Below are 17,564 nucleotides of genomic sequence, written 5' to 3'. Positions count from 1 at the left end.
GTCACCCATGGCGACATTGCAGCACACCGCGGCTACGCGGCCTAGGGCAGAGTGTCTGAGCGGTTGGGATCGGTTCGGGCGCTATCGTGGCCTGGGTCATGAGCGAACCCCTCGGGTTGTCCATCGGGACGACCAACCTGGTCGCCGCCAGTGTCGGACGTCAACCCGTGATCCGGCGATCGGTGCTGACCCTGTACGGCCACGCACCGCCCGAGGTCGGCACCGGGGGCAACGACGCCGCCGGGGTCGTACTCTCCGGGTTCGTCGACCGCGTCGGCGACCCGGTTCCGCTGGTGGCCGCCGACGGGAACCGTTACCCGGCCGAACAGCTGCTGGTCGAGGCGCTGGAGTCGATGGCGGGCCTCGCGACCCGGCAACGCCCCTCAGCCGTCGCGATCGCTGTGCCCTCCTACTGGAGCCCGGCGATGTCGGGTGCGCTGCAGAGCACTGTCGTGGCCAGCGAGATCCTGGCGCCGGGCGGGGTGCCACCGCGGTTGATCCCGGACGCGGTGGCCGCACTGACCGCACTGAACGCCAGCCCCGGTCTGGACCGGCGGGGCACGGTGGCCCTGCTGGACTTCGGTGGCGGTGGCACCAGCATCACCCTCGCCGATGCGGCGTCGGCGTTCGACGTGATCGGACGAACCGAGAGGATCCCCGACTTCGCCGGAGACCAGATCGACCAGGCGTTGCTGAGCCACGTGCTGGACGGGATCAGCGGTGGCGGTGGTGACGTCGATCCCGGCCAGACCGCGGCGGTCGGTTCGCTCGCCGTGTTGCGCGAGCAGTGCCGTACCGCCAAGGAGCAACTGTCCCGCGACACCGTCACCGAGCTGAACGTCGAGTTACCGGGCTACCGCGGTGACATCCGGGTGACGCGGGCCGAGCTCGAGGAGTTGATCGCCCGGCCGCTCGATCGGGTGGTCGGTGCGATCGAAGACATGTTGGCGCGCAACAACATCGGTTGGAGCGGTGTCTCCACGGTGGCCCTGGTCGGCGGCGGCGCCAGCATTCCGCTGATCGTGCAGCGACTTTCGGAGCGGTCGCAGGCCAGGGTGGTCGCCACCGCGCAGCCTGCTCTCGACGCCGGGGTGGGCGCCGCACTGTTCGCCGCGTACGGGCGCGGCGCGGACACCGCCACCTGGGCGGCACCGGCGGTACCCGTGCCGGGACCGCCGGCTCAGGAGGCGGGCTCGGCGACACTGGGCGCGCTGGCGTGGTCGCAGGACGACGCATCGGGTGACGACGTCGTCCCGTACTCCGGTGAGGACTTCTACGTCGCCCCGGAGGCGTACGAGCCTGTTGACGCCTACGAGCCCGAACCTGTGGCTCAGGACGACGACAAGTTCTGGCAGCGGCTGCCCATGTCGGTGTTCGGAATCGCGGCGGCCATCGCGCTCGTCGCAGTGGGAGGCGTCGCGATCGCACTGACCAGCGTCGACAACGCCGACCGGGAGCAACCACGACCGGGGACCGCTCCGCTGAGCAGCGCGTTCACCCCGTCACAACCTCCCGCGGAAGTCCCGACACTCACCAACGAACCCGCTCAGCCCCCGCCACCGCAGCCGACGGCTGAGGTCCCCCCGCCTGCCGTCGTGCCCACGACGACTCCGCCCACCACGACGGCGCCCACCACCACGACGACGACCACCACCACAACGACAACGACAACAACGACGACGACCACCACCACCACCACGACCACCACGCCCCCCACGACGACGACAACGTTGACGACGACAGCGCAGACGACGCAGCCGACTACAACGGCACCGCCGACCACGACGGCGCGCGATACCACCCCGATGACGACGACGTATCTCGATATCCCGTTCGTCCCGGTGCCCGTACCGATCCCGGTTCCGGACGGCTCATAGCAGTTCCGCGGCCGAGCGAATGGAATTGACGCCAGGGTCAGACTTCGAGGTATAGGGATTCCCCCGATTCCTCTCCGGGCGTTTCGGGCATATGTTTTGCACGTCGGGTCGATCGGCTGCGGAGGGGACAGCCGATCGGGCCGATTCCCATACGCCCGGGCAGTGGTCAGAACTTGAGATAGCCGCCGTCGATGCGCAGCACGTCGCCGGTGGGATATCTGCTCGCCGCACTGGCCAGGTACACGGCGGCACCGGCGATGTCGTCCGGACCGCCCCACCGGCGCGCGGGCACCCGTGGCAACACACGCGAGATGAATCGCTCGTCGGCCATCCCGGCCGCGGTCATCTCGGTCTCGAACCAACCGGGCTGAATCGTGTTGGCCCGGATCCCGTGACGCGCCAGCTCCACGGCCATGCTGTCCAGCAGCGACGTGACACCGGCCTTGGAGACGGCGTACGCGGCCTGCCGGGGCATGCCCTGCAGCGCGCCCAGGCTCGACACGCCGACCAGGCTGCCGCCGCGCCCCGCCGCGATCATCTGCCGCGCCGCCTCCCGCAGGGTGAGAAACACCTCGTCGAGGTCGACGCTGGTGACCGACCGGAACTCGGTCAGCGTTGTGTCGAGCAACGGCCTGAAGCTGCCGCGCACTCCGGCGTTGGCGAAACACGAGTCGAGCCAACCCAACTCATCGCGAACCCGGGCCATGGCCGCTGTCACGGCCTGTTCGTCGGTGACGTCGCAGGGCACCGCCAGCACCGGGTTGCCCTGTTCGCGCAACACTGCTGCCGCGGTCTGCAGCCGTTCCGGGTTGCGGCCGATCACCGCGACCGACGCTCCCGCCCGCGCCAGGCCGTGGGCCATGCCGAGTCCGAGTCCCGAGCCGCCGCCGGTGACGACGCTGACGTGGCCGGTGAGGTCGAACGGTTCGCGGGGGCAATGGTGTCGGGCACGGTCCGACCCTACTTCGGCGCCCTCCTGGCGAACGCAGGTGCGCGTTCGGGCCGGATGCCGACCCCGACCAGGAAGCCGGGAATGACTGCGAGCCACGGCACCCGCTCGACGAGCCCGACCAGCACTCGCGGCAGACCTGCGCCTCCCTCGCCGCGAACGATCGGCCCGAGCAGCCGCTTGTCGATCTGCCGTTGCAGTGCCTGGGTCACCGCGGTGGGCACCACGCGGCGTCGCCGCACGGCGGCCAGATCGCGGTCGGTCACCTCGCCCCGCAGCAACGGCCCGGCCAGCAGCCGGGCCGCCGCCACCCCGTCCTGGACGGCCACGTTTATCCCGATGCCGCCGGCGGGCGACATGGCGTGGGCGGCGTCGCCGATGCAGAGCAGCCCGTCGATGTGCCAGCGGCGCAACCGGTTCAGCCGTACGTCAAGATTCTTGACGTCGTCGAGTGTGGTGACCGACTCGACCGTGTCGCCGGCCCCGGGGAGCAGTTCGAGGACGTCGGCGTGGAGCGCGTCAAGCCCACGGGCCCGCTGTCGGGCATCCGATCCCTTCGGGATCAGCAGCGCTATCTGCAGGTAGCCCTCGCGGGGAATGACGATCATCGCCTTCCCCGGAGCGAGCCGCGGGAACAGCGTGTAGTGCTGGTCGCTCCGTTGGCGCGGCAGCCGGAACCACCACAAGTCGAAGCTGACCGGCCATTCCTGTACCTGGAACCCGGCGTCGCCCCGCACCACCGATCCACGCCCGTCGCATCCGACGGTGAGGTCGGCGAGCAGTTCCCCCGGCCCGCCCGGGCCCTGGTAGCGGACCCCGGTGACGCGGCCGTCGACGCGCAGCAGCCCGGTCACCTCGGTGCTCATCCGGAGCGTGAAACCCGGCTCGGCCCTGCCGGCCTCGGCCAGCAGGTTGAGCAGGTCCCACTGGGGAACCATCGCCACGTACGGGTGCGGCTGGCGCAGCCGCGAGAAGTCGACCATCGTGACGGAGTGCCCGGGGCTGACCTCGAACGTGCCCTTCTCCAACCGGCTGTGCGGCAGGGCGGCGAACTGCGGCCACAACCCGAGCTCGTCGATGAGCCGCAGAGTGGTGGGATGCACCGTGTCACCGCGGAAGTCGCGGAGGAAGTCGGCGTGCTTCTCCAGAACGGTCACGTCGACACCGGCCCGGGCCAGCAGCAGTCCAAGCACCATCCCGGCCGGACCCCCGCCGACAACCGCGCAGGTGGTCTTCTCGCTCACTGCACCATGGTGGCTGATCGGGCGGAGACGGGAATCGCGTTTGGGCAATCAGGGAGTCTGCAGTCAGGGAGCCGAGGCCTGCTGATGCGGGTCCCGGTCGAGCCACTGCTGGCCGGCCTTCGCCGCACGCACCAGCGCACCCCGTTCGCCGAGGTAGGCCGCGACTGCGCCGACCGCGGGCAACATGCCCAGGTACCGGTAGGGCGCCCGTGGTTGGGGGCGTTTGGCGAACTCGGCGCCCACGGCGTCGAGAAGGCCCACCAGCTTCCACAACGCTTTGGCGATGCCCAGCGGGGAGCGTGAGACCTCCTCTGACGGGAGTTCCGCGCCCGCGTCCTTCACGTCGGACAGGTCTCGCTCACAGAGCACCGCGGCAAGCATGCGGACCTGTACGCGACGGTCTGACACCCCCAGTTCGCGCGCCACCGCGCACAGCACGATGGCCTGGTTGGCGAACCCGAGCAGGTCCTGGATCGGCAGTTGACGGCCCACGACACCGAGCACTCCGGGAAACGCCACCGCCACGGTGTTCAACGCTCCGACGCGGCGCACCCACCAGCTGATCCTGGCATCGGTGTCCATGTCATCCCAGGCCGGTGTGCCGGGCACGTCGGCGGCGTTGAGCGCACACGCGATCCCGCCGCCGACCTTGTCGAGCGGCCCACCATCCGCGTCGGAGTGCCGCCGCTTGAGACCCAACGGGTCCGTTCCCCACAACACGTCCAGCAGCGGGTTGATGATCTGTACGGCACGCCGCAACGCCTCCTCGACGGCGGCGTCGTCGAGCGTCACATCGGGGTTCGGTAGCAGGCTCACTGTCTCATCATGTCCGCTTCGGCCATTCCCCAAACGAGACCGGCTGCCGCATGCCCTTGCGAGAATGCATTATCGCGTAGCGGTATTGCGCTCAGCATTCTGCGAGAATACGCTTCTCACGTTCTCGACCACAGCCCTTGCAGCTCGCGACGACGGGAGCTTCGACCATCGACGCCTGGATTCTCGACGCCGTCCGCACGCCACGCGGAAAGGGCCGCCCCGACGGTGCCCTGCACCACGTCCACCCGCAAGCACTGCTCGGCCAGTGCCTGGCCGCGCTGGCGAACCGCACCGGCTTCGATCCCGCGGAGGTCGACGACGTCATCGCCGGCAACGGCATCCTCGCCGGGGACCACGGCGACGACATCGCGCGGCTGGCCGTGCTCCTGATCGGTTGGCCGCAGACCGTTCCCGGCATGACGCTCAACCGTTTCTGCGGATCCGGTCAACAGGCGGTCACCGTCGCTGCGACAGCAGTCGCCAGCGGTGCCGAACACCTGGTGGTCGCGGGCGGCGTCGAATCGATGTCCCGGTGGGGACTCACCGTCGGGGTACCGACGATCGACGGCGGCAATCCCGCCTTCCGGTCGATGTATCCGACTGTTCCGCAGGGGATCTCAGCCGACCTGATCGCCAGCCTGGAAGGCTTCAGCCGCGCCGACGTCGACGCCTATGCGGCACAGAGCCAGCAGCGTGCCGCCACCGCCACCGCCGAAGGGCGATTCGATCGCTCCCTGATACCGGTCACCGATGCGGACGGGGCGGTGGTGCTCGAACAGGATGAGCACCCGCGACCCGGCACCACGGCCGACAAACTGGCCGCACTCACGCCGGCATTCGCGGCGATGGGAACGGTGTCGGTCGACGGTGAGGACCGCACCTTCGACCAGATCTGTCTGGACCGGTATCCGGACGTCGACTCCATCGACCACGTGCACCACGCCGGCAACTCGTCGGGCGTGGTCGACGGTGCCGCCGCGACGGCCATCGTGTCCGCCGACTACCTCGAAGCCCACGGCGTCTCGCTGCGCGCGCATTCGCGCCACCGCCGCCGTGGGCAGCGAACCGATCATCATGCTGACCGCACCCGGGCCCGCAGCGCTGCGCTGTCTGGATCGGGCAGGCATGGGTGTCGCGGACATAGACCTATGGGAGATCAACGAAGCTTTCGCCGCCGTGCCGCTCAAGGCGATTCGCGACCTGGACCTCGACCAGGACCGGGTCAACGTCAACGGAGGCGCGATCGCGCTGGGCCACCCGATCGGTGCCACGGGCGCGATGCTCATCGGCACCGTGCTCGACGAACTGGAACGCCGCGACCTGTGCACCGGCCTCGTCACCATGTGCACCGGCGGGGGAATGGGCACCGCCACGATCATCGAGCGGGTCTGACCGTGTCCACAAAGGTCGTCACCCTCGACACCCCACGCGACGGTGTCGCCGTCCTCACCCTGAACCGTCCCGAACGCCTCAACGCCGTCAACGAGGTGATGCGCGACGAGCTGATGCGGACTTTCAGCACGCCCGCCGCCGACCACTCCGTGCGGGCGGTGGTTCTCACGGGAGCCGGCCGCGGCTTCTGCTCCGGCATCGACGTGCGCGACTTCGGTCCCGGGATGCTCGAGGCCACCGCACCCGCGATCGATCGGTTGCGCTTCCAGGAGGCCATGGCCGCGCTGCCCCAGGCGATCCGCGATCTGCCCCAACCCGTCATCGCCGCGGTCAACGGTGTCTGCGTCGGAGCAGGACTGGCGTTGTGTCTGTCCTGCGACATCAGACTGTGTTCGGAGAGCGCCACTTTCGGGAACGCCGCAATCCTGCTCGGCCTGTCCGGTGCGGAGATGGGCATGAGCTACCACCTGCCGCGCATCGTCGGCACCAGCGTGGCAGCTGACTGGATGCTCACCGGTCGAACGGTGTCGGCCGAGGAGGCGGACCGCCGCGGCCTGGTCAGCGCCATGGTCGAGTCGAACCGTCTCAGCGACGCGGCGGTGGAGATGGCCGCTGTGATCGCCGGACACACGCCACTCGGGGTGCAGTTGACCAAGCAGGCGCTGCAAGCGAACACAGACACCGAACTCGGTGCGGCGCTGCAACTGGAAAACCGTAATCAGGTGCTCACCCACGCGACCGACGACGCCGCGGCGCGACGTACGAAGTGGTCTCGGCGCGGGACCGACTGAAGGGACAACCGATGGCGTGGGACTTCACCACCGACCCGGACTGGGGCGTGCAACTGCGCTGGGTCGAGGAGTTCGTCCGAGAAGAGTGCGAACCGATCGACATGGTCGTCAAAGAGTCACACGATCTCGGTGATCCGGTCCGGCAGGCGCTGATTCCGCCGCTGCAACAGATCGTCAAGGACCGAGGCCTGTGGGCCACCCACCTCGGGGCGCACCTCGGCGGTCCCGGCTACGGCCAGGTGAAGCTGGCGCTGCTCAACGAGATCCTCGGTCGTTCGGAGTGCGCACCGATCGTGTTTCGGTTCGCAAGCACCGGATTCGGGCAACAGCGAGATCCTCGCCCACTACGGAACCCCGGAACTCAAGGCGCGCTATCTCGAACCGCTGCTCGACAACCGGATCGTGTCGTGCTTCTCGATGACCGAGCCTCAAGGCGGTGCCGACCCCAAGGTGTTCACCACCTCGGCTGTCCAGGACGGGGACCACTGGATCATCAACGGCGAGAAGTGGTACTCGGCGTTTGCCGCGATGGCGTCCTTCATCATCGTCATGGCACTGACCGACCCGGAAGCGCCTCCTTACCAACGGTATTCGATGTTCGTCGTGCCCGGTGGCGCCGCCGGTGTGAACGTCCTGCGGGACGTCGGGCTCGGATACCAACCACCTGGCGGTGGCCGTGAGGGCCACGTCCGCTACGAGAACGTCAGGGTGCCGGCCGATCACATGCTCGGGCCGCGTGGCGGCGCGTTCATCGTCGCGCAGACCCGCCTCGGCGGGGGTCGTATCCACCACGCCATGCGCACCGTGGGCCTGGTGCGGCGCCTCTACGACATGATCGCCGAACGGGCGGTGTCGCGCTACACGCAGGGCAGCGTGCTGGCGACAAGCAGATGGTCCAGGAGATGATCGCGGACTCGTGGATGGAGATCGAGGCCTTCCGCCTGCTCACGCTGCAGACTGCGTGGAAGATCGACCAGCACAACGACTACAAGGCGGTGCGGGCGGACATCTCGGCGGTGAAGGCGATGATGCAGAAGGTGCTGCACGACGTGTCCGCGCGGGCGCTGCAGATCCACGGGTCGCTGGGAACCTCACACGAGATGCCGTTCGTCCAGTACCTGACGGAATCGTCTGTCCTGGGCCTGGCCGACGGACCCACAGAGGTGCACAAGGTGACGCTGGCCCGGTTGTTGCTCAGGGATGTGGAACCAGCACCGGACGCTTTCCCGTCCGAGCATCTGCTCCGCTTGCGAGCGGCCGCCGAGGCCAAGTTCGCCGACAAGCTGGCCGGTATCCCGCGCGGTTAATCGAGCAGCGTGCGGGCCCGACTCGCAACGCCGGCAAGACCGGAGCCGTCGCCTCCAGTTTGGGCCGCGGACTGGAACTGCGGCGGTTGTGTTTGACGACCAGCGCCCATGTCGCAGCGGATTTGAAGCAGGCCAGGGCCATGAACCAGGCCAACTCCGGTACCTCGACGCCCCGCATGTCGCCGTAGTCCGCAGCGAGTTGCTCCACAGCCGGGACGGCGTGGACGTAGGTGCTGCGGCCGCGATAGGTGTGGGGGTCCGCGTTGACGAGAAACCAGCCCAGGTCGATGCGGGGGTCACCGACCGACCAGATCTCCCAGTCGATCACCGCGGTGATGTCCGTGTCGACGGCCAGCAGGTTTGCCCAGCCGGAAGTCGCCGTGCACCACCGCGGGTGCCATCGCTGCGGGGACGCAGGAGCGCAGCGCTTCTGACGTCTCGGGCCACCCCGGCACCCACGCGGGATCGACGGTTCGCAGCGTCGCGCACCATCGGTCGATCTCAGCTGCCGCGGGCGCCAGTTCGTGCAGCATCGCCAGAACCTGGGTGGCTTTGTGATAGCGCCCGGAAACAACGGTTTTCGGCGGGCCGTCGACAGTGTCGAACAGTGGCTCGAAACTGCTCCCTTCAACCATCGACATCACGAACAGCGGTGGGGTGTCGGGCGGAGCGCCCACGTCCTGCCACAACACCTCGGGCACCGGCACATTCGTCGACCGCAGCGCACAGATCATTCGAGCCTGGCGCAACACGTCGCGGTGCCCGACGGGTGGCCGTCCGGGAGTCGCGACCTTCACCACCACGGGCCGATCACCGACCGTGCCCTGAAACGTCAAGCTCGACGCCCCGCCCGCCAGCGGGAGCACATTCGACACACCCGCCGTCGACAGCCGCGTCCGCAACTCGTCGACGTCCAGTTCAGCCACCGAGCCAGTTCACCTCCCGCAGGAAAGACTGGGTGTGGACGACGCGGCCGGTGAGTGTTCTCGGATCACCGGTGCACAATCGCAGCGCAGTCTCGGTGATCAGCGCGATGTCCTCGGTGTCGGTCTTGGCCAGGTCGAGCGTACCGGCGCCAGGGGTGGGACCGGATGGGACGGCGCTGCGGCGTTGACGGCGATCCCGGCGTCGTACAACTCGGCCGCAAGGCTTTTCGTCAACCGATTGAGTGCTGCCTTGGCCGTACCGTAGATCCCGAAACCGGCCGATGTGTCGAATTCGGCGAACGGCGGGCCGGTCGGCAGGTCCCCGGCCACCGACGTCAGGTTCAAAATCCAGCCCCGGCCACGCTCGCGCATGCTGGGAACGGCCGACTGGCTCAGGTGCAGTGGCGCGACGACGTGCATCTCCAACATCAGCCGGACCCGCCTCTCCGGGAACGTGTCGAGCGGCCGCAGAAACGTCACCGCGGCATTGTTGACCAGGATGTCGGGCGCGCCAACGGTGTCGACGACCTCGGCGAAGAGGCGGTCACGGTCACCGGCCTGCGACAGGTCGGCTTGGACGGCGAGTGCCTGGCCGCCTGCGGCCACGATCTCGTCGCGGGTCTGGGTAAGGGATCCGTCGTACTTGGGGTCGCTGTCGAGGGTGCGGGCGGTCAACGCGACCACCGCGCCCTCGCGGGCCAGCCGCAGCGCGATCGCCTTGCCCAAACCCCGGCTGCTCCCGGTGACCAACGCGACCTTGCCGTCGCATCCGCCGCGTTCTGGCGGCGTCATCCCGCGATCCCTGCGGTGACACGACTCCTACGGGTTGCCGGGTCCCGGCACGCCGGGGATGTTCGGCACCGCGGGTACGTCAGGCACGTCGGGGACTTCCGGCACCGGTGGAGGGCTGGGAATCTGCGGCGGGTTGATCGTCGTCGTGGTGGGAGTCACCGTGACGGTCTCGGTGTCCGTGGTCGCCGGCGGCGGGACCACTTCGGTGGTCTCGGTCTCGGTGGTCGCCGGCGGGGCGGTCGTCACGGTGGTCTCTGTCGTCACGGTGGTTTCTGTCGTTGCAGTGGTTTCCGCCGCCGGATCGGTGATGACACCGCACGCCACCCGACCACCGGCGTCGCCGGTGGCGAGCGTCTCCTGATCAGCGCCGGGCGTGCCGTCGATGGTGTATCGCGGTGGGATGTTGGCGAAGTTGTCCGGCCCTTCGTGGATCATCAGCGCGGTCCTCTCACCGGCCAACAGGTCCTCGGCGGTGAAGGCATCGGTGGTGGTGACCAACCTCGCGGATCCGTCGGAACGCACCTCCAGTGACGTCAGGTCACCGCTCGCGGGGTGGCCACTGTGCCCGGGGGCCTGGAAGTGACCGCCTGCGGAGAGGAAATCTCCCCGCTCACCACCGCCGGGAGGTTGCGAATCGGGTTCACACCTGCCCACCGAGTGGATGTGCATGCCGTGGAATCCGGGGGACAGGATGCCCGGCGCCACCGTTTCCACCGTCACGGTGGCGAAGCCATCGGCGAAATCGATCGTGGCGTCGGCGACCTCTGTGCCGTCGGCGGTGGCCAGCTGCGCGGTCAGCCGTTCGGTACCGGCGGGCGGACCTCCCGGTTCGCTCGTCGTCGCCGAGGTCGTGTCCTCACCGGCGGAGTCCTCGGAACCGCAGGCGGTCAAGAGCAGGGCGGGGGTGGCCAAGAGCATTGCGAAGGTGACGGGCTTGAACATGTCTCCACGGTAAAACTTCGGTGCCGGGCTGTCGTGCAGTTTGCCGGACTGCGCCGGCTACTGGTGCCTGACCTGGTTTCCGCCGTTGCGTTTGGCGGCATACATGGCGGCGTCCGCCGCCGCGATGAGGTCGTCGAGCCGCGATTCGGTGTCTCGGCTGCGCAGGCTCGCGATCGGCATTCTGCTGATGCCGACGCTGGCCGTCACCTCTTCGGGTAAGGCCGCGATGGCCGCACACAGCTGCGTGGCCACCGAGCCCGCGACGGCGGCGTCGGTGCGCACAGCGATCAGGAACTCTTCCCCGCCCGCGCGGCAGATGGCTGCATCCGGCGGGCTGTGGTGCCTCAGCAGCTCGGCCACCGCCTTCAACACGCGGTCGCCGGCAGCGTGCCCGTGCGTGTCGTTGACACGTTTGAAGTTGTCGAGATCGACCATCACCAGGGTGAGGTCGGCGTCGGCGTCATCCGCATGACGGAGCTGACGCAATACCCGGTCGGCGAACCCGCGGCGGTTGAGCAGTCCGGTCAGCGGATCAGCGTCCGAGCGAATGGCGTAGGTGCCCATTGCCCGGGACATGCTCCGAATCGCCACCGGCACAGTCAAGTTCAGAAACCAGACAAGCCAGAACGCCGCCACCGCGGTCCCCACGCCCGCGTCGGCGGCCAGCCGCCACGAGGCCGTCGTCGCGATCACGATCGCGACGACGAAGTTGAACGCCAGCAGCTTGGTGCTGTGGAAGAACGCGATGTAGCCGCCGGTGACGGCGGTCGCTGTGCAGGCCAGCAGCGACACCGCCGCGGTGGGCTGACCGAGGCTCCAGACGGCCACGCACAGGGTGCCGGTGATGATGGCCACCTCGGATTGCCGGCGGGTCGGCCACCGGGTGAGCCACACCACCGTCATGCCGATGGTGAGGATTGCGCCGACCACGCCGAGCGCAACCAAGGTCACCGGGGGCCAGCGAAGGGCGCCCAGGAAGCTCAGGGGCACCAGTGCTGCTGACGCCGAAACGATGGCCATCACGATCTGTGCCGACCGCAGCAGCCCCCGTTGGGTCAAAAAGTCTGTGGTCCAGTCGTATTGGTCTGGTTCCCGCCACCACCGCTGCAACCGCGACACAATCAGCGCACCCCCGGGGAAGAGGGTACCGCTGCGCTGATCGATCCGACAGGCGGTCGGGCCTGCTAGAGCGCGGTGGTGGTCCCCGCGGCCGGCTGCCGGGTCGGGGTGATCCGCCCCTTGACCCCCTTGACCGACGCCCGGTCCAGCAACTCCTGGTAGAGGGCGTCCGAGACGGTGCGGGTGCGGCTGAGAAGGAAACCACTGAGGCCGGTGCGGTCACTGACGACGGCCCACTGGTAGTCCGGGTCGAGGTCGACGATCCAGTAGTTCCCGGGGGGATTGGCCGATGCCGGCCCGAAGAACCGCACATTGAGCTTGTTGTTCGTGGAGTCGACGGGCAACGCGACACCGGTGATGGTCGACTGCGGCCCGTTGTTGAAGAAGTAGTTGCCCGAGTTCTCGACCTTGATCGACCCGTCGGGGTTGGGGCTGTACACCGCGGTGGTGTTCACCAGGCCGATCGAGAAGAACTGCTTGACGCTGCCAACCTCGTACCAGGTGCCGAGGTAGCTGTTGATGTCGACGACCGGCGGGGGGCCGAGAACGATGGCGGCGGTGTCGCCCATGACGATGTACTCGTCCGGGGCGCCGTAGATGCCGTTGCCGTCGGTCGGGCCCAGGCCCTGGTACATGTCGTTGATCCAGCCGGTGGCCAGCGTGTAGACGGCCTCGGTGTTGCCGGGTGGGGAGAATCCGGTGACCAGCTGCCCGAAGAAGTCGATGAGCGGGTTGGCGCCGATCAGTGAATCGTAGTGGGAGCCGCCTGCCAGGGTCGCGCCGACGAACTGTCCCGGGCGGGCCGCCACCAGCTCCGCGGTGGCGGCGCCGTTGGAATTCCACGGTTGAGGCGGTGCTGCGACCTGGTAGACGGGGATGTCCAGGGTGTCCAAGCGCTCCAGGGCGTCGGTCACGACGCCGTTCCATGCGAATCCGTCGAACATCACGACGCCGCGCAGGCTGTCGTCGTTGCCGGGGTCGGTCGCGTAGTAGCCTCCCGCCGCGGCGGCGAAGCCACCGCCCGCGGACTGACCGGACAGGATGAAGTTCTCCGGCAACGTCCCCTGGAAACCCGCGGCGAGCGCGCTGGCGTTCAGCGATGCCCGGTCGGCGAGGAACATGCTCGCGACGGCCTGTTGCATCGGCACGCCGTTGAGCCAGCAGGCCGAACAAGACAGTGGGAATGACGAGATGTTGGGCGCCACGACAATGCTGTTGGTCTGCTGCGAGAGCCTCTCGGCCAGCGCGGACACGAACAGCTTGTTGCCGAGGAAGCCGTGCTGCAGCCACATCACGCCGGTCGCGGAGACCGAACCGTCGGCCTGGGTCGGGAGGTACCAGTCCGCACGAGTCGTGTAGCCGTTGGTGCCTACCGGGATGGTCAGCTTGGCCTTGCCGGTCTGGACGCCGGTCACCGTACCGGCGCTGACCGCAAGCGCCCCGACTTCGGACGGCATGGTGCCTGTCTCCGAAGACCCAGTCGTGGAGTCGGTTCCGAGCGCCACCGGATCGGCGATGACGGATGTCGTCGACTCGGCTGGGGTGTCCGTAGGTGCAGACGTTTCCGCGGGCTCAGCCTCTGCCGACGTCGGCACCGCCGAGCGCTTCTTCGTCTGGGTCGCTTCGTCCTCAGGTGAAGGGCTGACCTCGCTGTCGTCTGCGGCCGCGGCGTCGCGCTCCAGCGAGGACAAGCTTTCGCGCTCAGTGCGTGAGGTTCCGGACTCGGACTCCTCCGACGCCTCCGCGTCCGAGCGTCGGGTGGAAGTGGGCACCGACCCCGGATCCGTCGGGGCGTCCGCTTTCCCGGAGGCATCGCTGTTCCGCGTCGACGAATCGGCGGATTGTGACGAGTCCTGCCCAGCCGACCGGCTGGCGGCGCCACTACTGCTGTCGGAGGAATCCGTGTCGGCTGCGGCGACGCCCTGGCCTGCGCCGAGCGCGATGCACGCACCCGCGCTCATGGCCCCGAACCACAGCACCCACCGTCGCGTCGTCACGGCGCGAATTAAACCGTGGGCCGACAGACGGTGGGGTTAAATTGTCAGCAACGTCAGCGAGACGTCATTTTGCTGGATACGGATGGGCCCGTCTTCTCGAGCGCACGGTTTGTGACGGCGCTACACGCAAAATGCGTCAGAAACCGTACTTTCACGGGCGCACGCGGGTGATCGACTGCGGAAGCTTCGGGCTTCGCTGCCGCCGGTGGCGTCAGTGCCGCGAGTGCCGGATTGCGAGCCACCGTCGCCCCTCGCCCAGCAGTGCCGGTCGTCTCGGTGTCGCCGCCGTCACCACCGCAGGCAGGGCGATCTAGCGGCGCTGTTGTTTTCTGTCATACGGCTACCGTGGGGCCTCCCCCAAAGGGGAGCGGCAAGGTGGTTTGGTTGCGCCGCCGTGTAAGGGGTACCGGTAGAACATGGTGCGCGGCGACGAACTGCTGCATCGGCCGGCGGACCAGCGCGAGCGCTGGGCCGATGAGATTCTGGACCGGTTGGCGCCGGTCATGGGTGTGCTCGGCATCGTGTTCGTGCTGCTGGTGCTCGGCGAGCAACTGGCGCGCCCGGGTCCGCTGTCGACGGTGCTGGCGGTGCTGAGCTGGCTGTTGTGGGCGGTCTTCGCAATCGAGTTCGTCGCGCGGTTGGTGGTGGCGCCCAGCACAACGAAGTTCCTCCGGCGCAACTGGTGGCAGGTGATCTTCCTGGTGTTGCCGTTCCTCCGGCTGCTGCGGCTGCTCCGGGTTGCGCGGTTGACCAGATCAGGTCGCGTGCTGGCCGGCGCGGTGCGGGGCAGCCGATCCGCACAGCAGGTGTTGGGCAGCAGGCTGGCGGGCCTCGGGTCGGTGGTGGCGATCACGGTGCTGGGCAGCAGTCAGTTGCTGTACCAGTTCAGCGACTATCCCCGGTACGCGGATGCCTTGCATTCGGCCGCGCTGGGGGCTGTCACAGGTGAGCCATTGGGGAAGCCCGACGGCTTCGCCCAGGTGACCGACGTGGTGCTGGCGATCTTCTCGGTGGTGGTGTTCGGCGCGCTCGCAGGATTGCTCGGTTCGTTCTTCATCGAGAATCGAAACCAGCACAAGGAGGCCGCCGGTCGGTCGAGTAGCGACCAGACTGCAACATCGTGGAGCCGATGACGGGAATCGAACCCGCGTATTCAGCTTGGGAAGCTGATGTTCTGCCATTGAACTACATCGGCCTGTTCGAACACGAAGGCTAACACCCCGCGGGCACCCGCCGTGAGCTGCCCAGTGTTGAGTTGAGACGTCCTCTGCCAGCTCATCGAGGAGATGCACGCCGAAAGTACGGTTTGTGATGGATTTCAGTCGGATCCCGTCATAAAGCGTGCATTCGCGCGGTCTTCGAGTTGCACAGCGATGCGGGGTGCGACCGGTTTCCAGCCTGCTCGGCGATTCTCGGCCCGACTCGGCGGCTACGCTCGTGCCGTGCTGCTCTCCGACCGTGACATCCGCGCCGAGATCCAGGCCGGCAGGCTCGGTATCGACCCGTTCGACGACGTCCTGATCCAGCCCTCCAGCGTCGATGTCCGTCTCGACAACCTCTTCCGAGTGTTCAACAACACCCGCTACACCCACATCGATCCCGCCGAACGCCAGGATGATCTGACCTCCCTCGTGGAACCGAAGGAGGGGGAGCCGTTCGTCCTGCACCCGGGCGAGTTCGTGCTCGGGGCGACGCTGGAGCGCTGCTCCCTACCCGACGACCTGGCAGGTCGGCTGGAAGGCAAGTCCTCGCTGGGCAGGCTCGGGCTGCTCACCCACTCCACGGCCGGGTTCATCGATCCGGGGTTCTCCGGGCACATCACGCTGGAGCTGTCGAACGTCGCGAACCTGCCCATCACGCTGTGGACCGGGATGAAGATCGGCCAGCTCTGCCTGCTGCGGCTGACCAGCCCCGCCGAGCATCCCTACGGAAGCGCGAAAGCGGGCTCCAAGTACCAGAACCAGCGAGGCCCCACGCCGTCGCGTTCCTACCAGAACTTCATCAAATCCAGCTGACCAGGAACGTCACAGCCGAGTCTCGATCACGCGAGTAGGGTCGGGAGGCACCGGCGCTCTCGCGCATCCATGCCGTCGCGTTCCGGCCAGATTTTCGTCGCCATCAGCTAACTGCATCAGGTGTAACGCGTCAGCTGGTCAGGCCGATGAACTATCTAGTTGTCGGCTCGTCGTGCCTGGATGAGCATCGGCGACGAACCAGGCATAGCAAACATTTTGGAGGGTCAGTGGACATCGTGCTGGGTGTGTCGATGACACCTACGACGGTCCGCATGGTGCTGGTCGAAGGCGAGAAGGCCGACGGTGTCACCGTCGACCACGACGTCTTCGACGTCGCTTCGGCAGAGGGCACAGCAAACGCTGCTGATCAGGTTTTGGCGGCGGTTCTGGGTACCCGGGAAAGCGCGCAGGCCGGCGGGCATCACCTCAAGTCGATCGGTGTCGCCTGGAGCGACCACGCCGAGGCCGCCGCGCTGCGCGATGCGCTGGCCGCCCACGACATCGACGACGTCATGCTGGTCTCCGAGGGGCACGCGGCGTCCTCGCTGGCGCAGGCGGTCGGGCGCGCGGTCGGCTACGACACCACCGCGTTGCTGTTCGTCAACCGTGACACCGCGACGCTGTCTGTGGTGCAGACCGACGACGGCTCGGTGGTCAAGGTTCTCAGCCGCACGCTGCACAGCACCGACGCGATGGCCGTGCTGACGGAGATGGCCGAGGCGGTCGCCGCTCAGGAGGCCCCTCCGCAGGCCATGTTCGTCGTCGGCTCGGGGGTGGACGTCAGCTCGGTCAAGGCGCACCTCGAACATCTCGTCTCGCTGCCGGTGAGCGCACCCGAGGATGCAGAGATGGCGCTGGCCCGCGGAGCGGCGCTGGCCTCTGCCGCGGCGCCGGCCTTCGAGGCGTCCACCGTGGGCCTTGCGTACTCCCAGGACCCGGACGGCCCCACCGCCGGCTCGGTTTACGCCGTTCTGGCCGGAGCCGGCACCCAGCTGGCGCCGGTGGGCGCCGAGCCCGCGGTCGACATGGTCGACGAGGTCGACGAGTTCGCGCAGACCCACGCCCGGCCCGTCGAGGAGGAGCGCAAGCCGTTCCTGCTCGTGGGCAGCGCGCTGACCTCGATCTTCGTGGTCGGCGTGGTGGCACTGGTCATCTCGCTGGCCGTCAGCATCCGCCCGACGGCCGACCAACGCCCGAGCCCGGCGGAGGCCGTCATCGTGCCGAGCAGTCAGGTTCCGGCGCCGGCGCCTGTCCAGGAAGCCCAGCAGCCGGTCGACCCGCCGTCGGCCGAGACGATCAAACCGCCGGTGCCCGTGGTCCAGCAGGCGCCGGCTCAGACGCCGCGGACGGTGTTCGTGGAGCAGGCCCCCGCACCTGCCGCACCCGCACCCGCGCCC

Annotated in this window: 12 protein-coding genes, 1 tRNA gene and 4 pseudogenes; 8 read left to right on the top strand and 9 right to left on the bottom strand. The window is 68.2% G+C overall.

Annotated features, from left to right (window positions below; translation table 11 throughout):
* Window positions 1–98: 98 nt before the first annotated feature.
* Complete coding sequence (locus tag WA944_RS22865; protein WP_526647380.1) at window positions 99–1,877, top strand: Hsp70 family protein; 1,779 nt, start codon at window positions 99–101, stop codon at window positions 1,875–1,877.
* A gap of 166 nt (window positions 1,878–2,043) precedes the next feature.
* Here WA944_RS22865 and WA944_RS22860 read toward each other — a convergent pair.
* From WA944_RS22860 to WA944_RS22850, 3 genes and pseudogenes are all read right to left on the bottom strand, one after another.
* Window positions 2,044–2,811 (bottom strand): annotated as a pseudogene (locus tag WA944_RS22860) (SDR family NAD(P)-dependent oxidoreductase); the annotation flags it as partial.
* Between the two features lie 26 nt (window positions 2,812–2,837).
* Window positions 2,838–4,070, bottom strand: a complete 1,233-nt coding sequence (locus tag WA944_RS22855; RefSeq protein WP_526647379.1) for an FAD-dependent oxidoreductase — start codon at window positions 4,068–4,070, stop codon at window positions 2,838–2,840.
* A 63-nt stretch (window positions 4,071–4,133) separates the two neighbouring features.
* On the bottom strand, window positions 4,134–4,886 hold the full coding sequence (locus WA944_RS22850) for a hypothetical protein (protein WP_526372942.1): 753 nt from the start codon (window positions 4,884–4,886) through the stop codon (window positions 4,134–4,136).
* Window positions 4,887–5,065: 179 nt separating this feature from the next.
* Between WA944_RS22850 and WA944_RS22845 the strand changes: the two are divergent.
* The 3 genes and pseudogenes from WA944_RS22845 to WA944_RS22835 all read left to right on the top strand — a co-directional run bounded on the left by WA944_RS22845 (window position 5,066) and on the right by WA944_RS22835 (window position 8,376).
* Window positions 5,066–6,278 (top strand): annotated as a pseudogene (locus WA944_RS22845) (acetyl-CoA C-acetyltransferase).
* A gap of 2 nt (window positions 6,279–6,280) precedes the next feature.
* Window positions 6,281–7,069: an enoyl-CoA hydratase/isomerase family protein gene (locus WA944_RS22840; RefSeq protein ID WP_526647378.1), complete on the top strand. Its 789-nt coding sequence runs from the start codon at window positions 6,281–6,283 to the stop codon at window positions 7,067–7,069.
* Between the two features lie 11 nt (window positions 7,070–7,080).
* Window positions 7,081–8,376 (top strand): annotated as a pseudogene (locus WA944_RS22835) (acyl-CoA dehydrogenase family protein).
* A gap of 296 nt (window positions 8,377–8,672) precedes the next feature.
* Here WA944_RS22835 and WA944_RS22830 read toward each other — a convergent pair.
* The 5 genes and pseudogenes from WA944_RS22830 to WA944_RS22810 all read right to left on the bottom strand — a co-directional run bounded on the left by WA944_RS22830 (window position 8,673) and on the right by WA944_RS22810 (window position 13,612).
* Complete coding sequence (locus WA944_RS22830) at window positions 8,673–9,302, bottom strand: phosphotransferase (protein ID WP_526372945.1); 630 nt, start codon at window positions 9,300–9,302, stop codon at window positions 8,673–8,675.
* Window positions 9,295–10,094 (bottom strand): annotated as a pseudogene (locus WA944_RS22825) (SDR family NAD(P)-dependent oxidoreductase). Before WA944_RS22825 ends, WA944_RS22830 begins: the two are co-directional and overlap by 8 nt.
* 27 nt (window positions 10,095–10,121) lie before the next feature.
* Complete coding sequence (gene sodC / locus WA944_RS22820) at window positions 10,122–11,036, bottom strand: superoxide dismutase[Cu-Zn] (protein WP_526609836.1); 915 nt, start codon at window positions 11,034–11,036, stop codon at window positions 10,122–10,124.
* A 57-nt stretch (window positions 11,037–11,093) separates the two neighbouring features.
* Window positions 11,094–12,095 (bottom strand): GGDEF domain-containing protein, encoded by a 1,002-nt coding sequence (locus WA944_RS22815; RefSeq protein ID WP_526372950.1) that lies wholly within the window; start codon window positions 12,093–12,095, stop codon window positions 11,094–11,096.
* Between the two features lie 125 nt (window positions 12,096–12,220).
* The gene (locus WA944_RS22810) at window positions 12,221–13,612 is read right to left on the bottom strand and encodes a lipocalin family protein (protein ID WP_526372951.1); all 1,392 of its coding nucleotides are present in this window, start codon (window positions 13,610–13,612) and stop codon (window positions 12,221–12,223) included.
* Window positions 13,613–13,637: 25 nt separating this feature from the next.
* On the opposite strand from WA944_RS22810, the gene WA944_RS22805 reads away from it, so the two are divergent.
* Window positions 13,638–14,192, top strand: coding sequence for a hypothetical protein (locus tag WA944_RS22805; RefSeq protein ID WP_526372953.1), 555 nt, complete (start codon window positions 13,638–13,640; stop codon window positions 14,190–14,192).
* A gap of 376 nt (window positions 14,193–14,568) precedes the next feature.
* On the top strand, window positions 14,569–15,285 hold the full coding sequence (locus WA944_RS22800) for a hypothetical protein (protein ID WP_526609832.1): 717 nt from the start codon (window positions 14,569–14,571) through the stop codon (window positions 15,283–15,285).
* Here WA944_RS22800 and WA944_RS22795 read toward each other — a convergent pair.
* A tRNA-Gly gene (locus WA944_RS22795) sits at window positions 15,274–15,347 on the bottom strand. The two genes, WA944_RS22800 and WA944_RS22795, sit on opposite strands and share 12 nt — an antisense overlap.
* A gap of 247 nt (window positions 15,348–15,594) precedes the next feature.
* Here WA944_RS22795 and dcd point away from each other — a divergent pair.
* Complete coding sequence (gene dcd / locus WA944_RS22790) at window positions 15,595–16,167, top strand: dCTP deaminase (RefSeq protein ID WP_526647377.1); 573 nt, start codon at window positions 15,595–15,597, stop codon at window positions 16,165–16,167.
* Window positions 16,168–16,394: 227 nt separating this feature from the next.
* A partial coding sequence (locus WA944_RS22785) for a DUF7159 family protein (RefSeq protein ID WP_526647376.1) occupies window positions 16,395–17,564 on the top strand: 1,170 nt, incomplete at its 3' end.

The organism is Mycobacterium sp. (assembly GCF_049683355.1).
In the GTDB taxonomy this organism is placed as follows: Bacteria; Actinomycetota; Actinomycetes; order Mycobacteriales; family Mycobacteriaceae; genus Mycobacterium.
Note: the sequence above shows the minus strand (reverse complement) of the source record. Positions and strands in the feature narration are given on the sequence as shown.

Coding starts and splice junctions, on each gene's coding strand:
- WA944_RS22865 (WP_526647380.1), top strand. CDS start 99: ATGAGCGAACCCCTCGGGTTGTCCATCGGGACGACCAACCTGGTCGCC.
- WA944_RS22800 (WP_526609832.1), top strand. CDS start 14,569: ATGGTGCGCGGCGACGAACTGCTGCATCGGCCGGCGGACCAGCGCGAG.
- WA944_RS22810 (WP_526372951.1), bottom strand. CDS start 13,612: ATGCCGTCCGAAGTCGGGGCGCTTGCGGTCAGCGCCGGTACGGTGACC.
- sodC (WP_526609836.1), bottom strand. CDS start 11,036: ATGTTCAAGCCCGTCACCTTCGCAATGCTCTTGGCCACCCCCGCCCTG.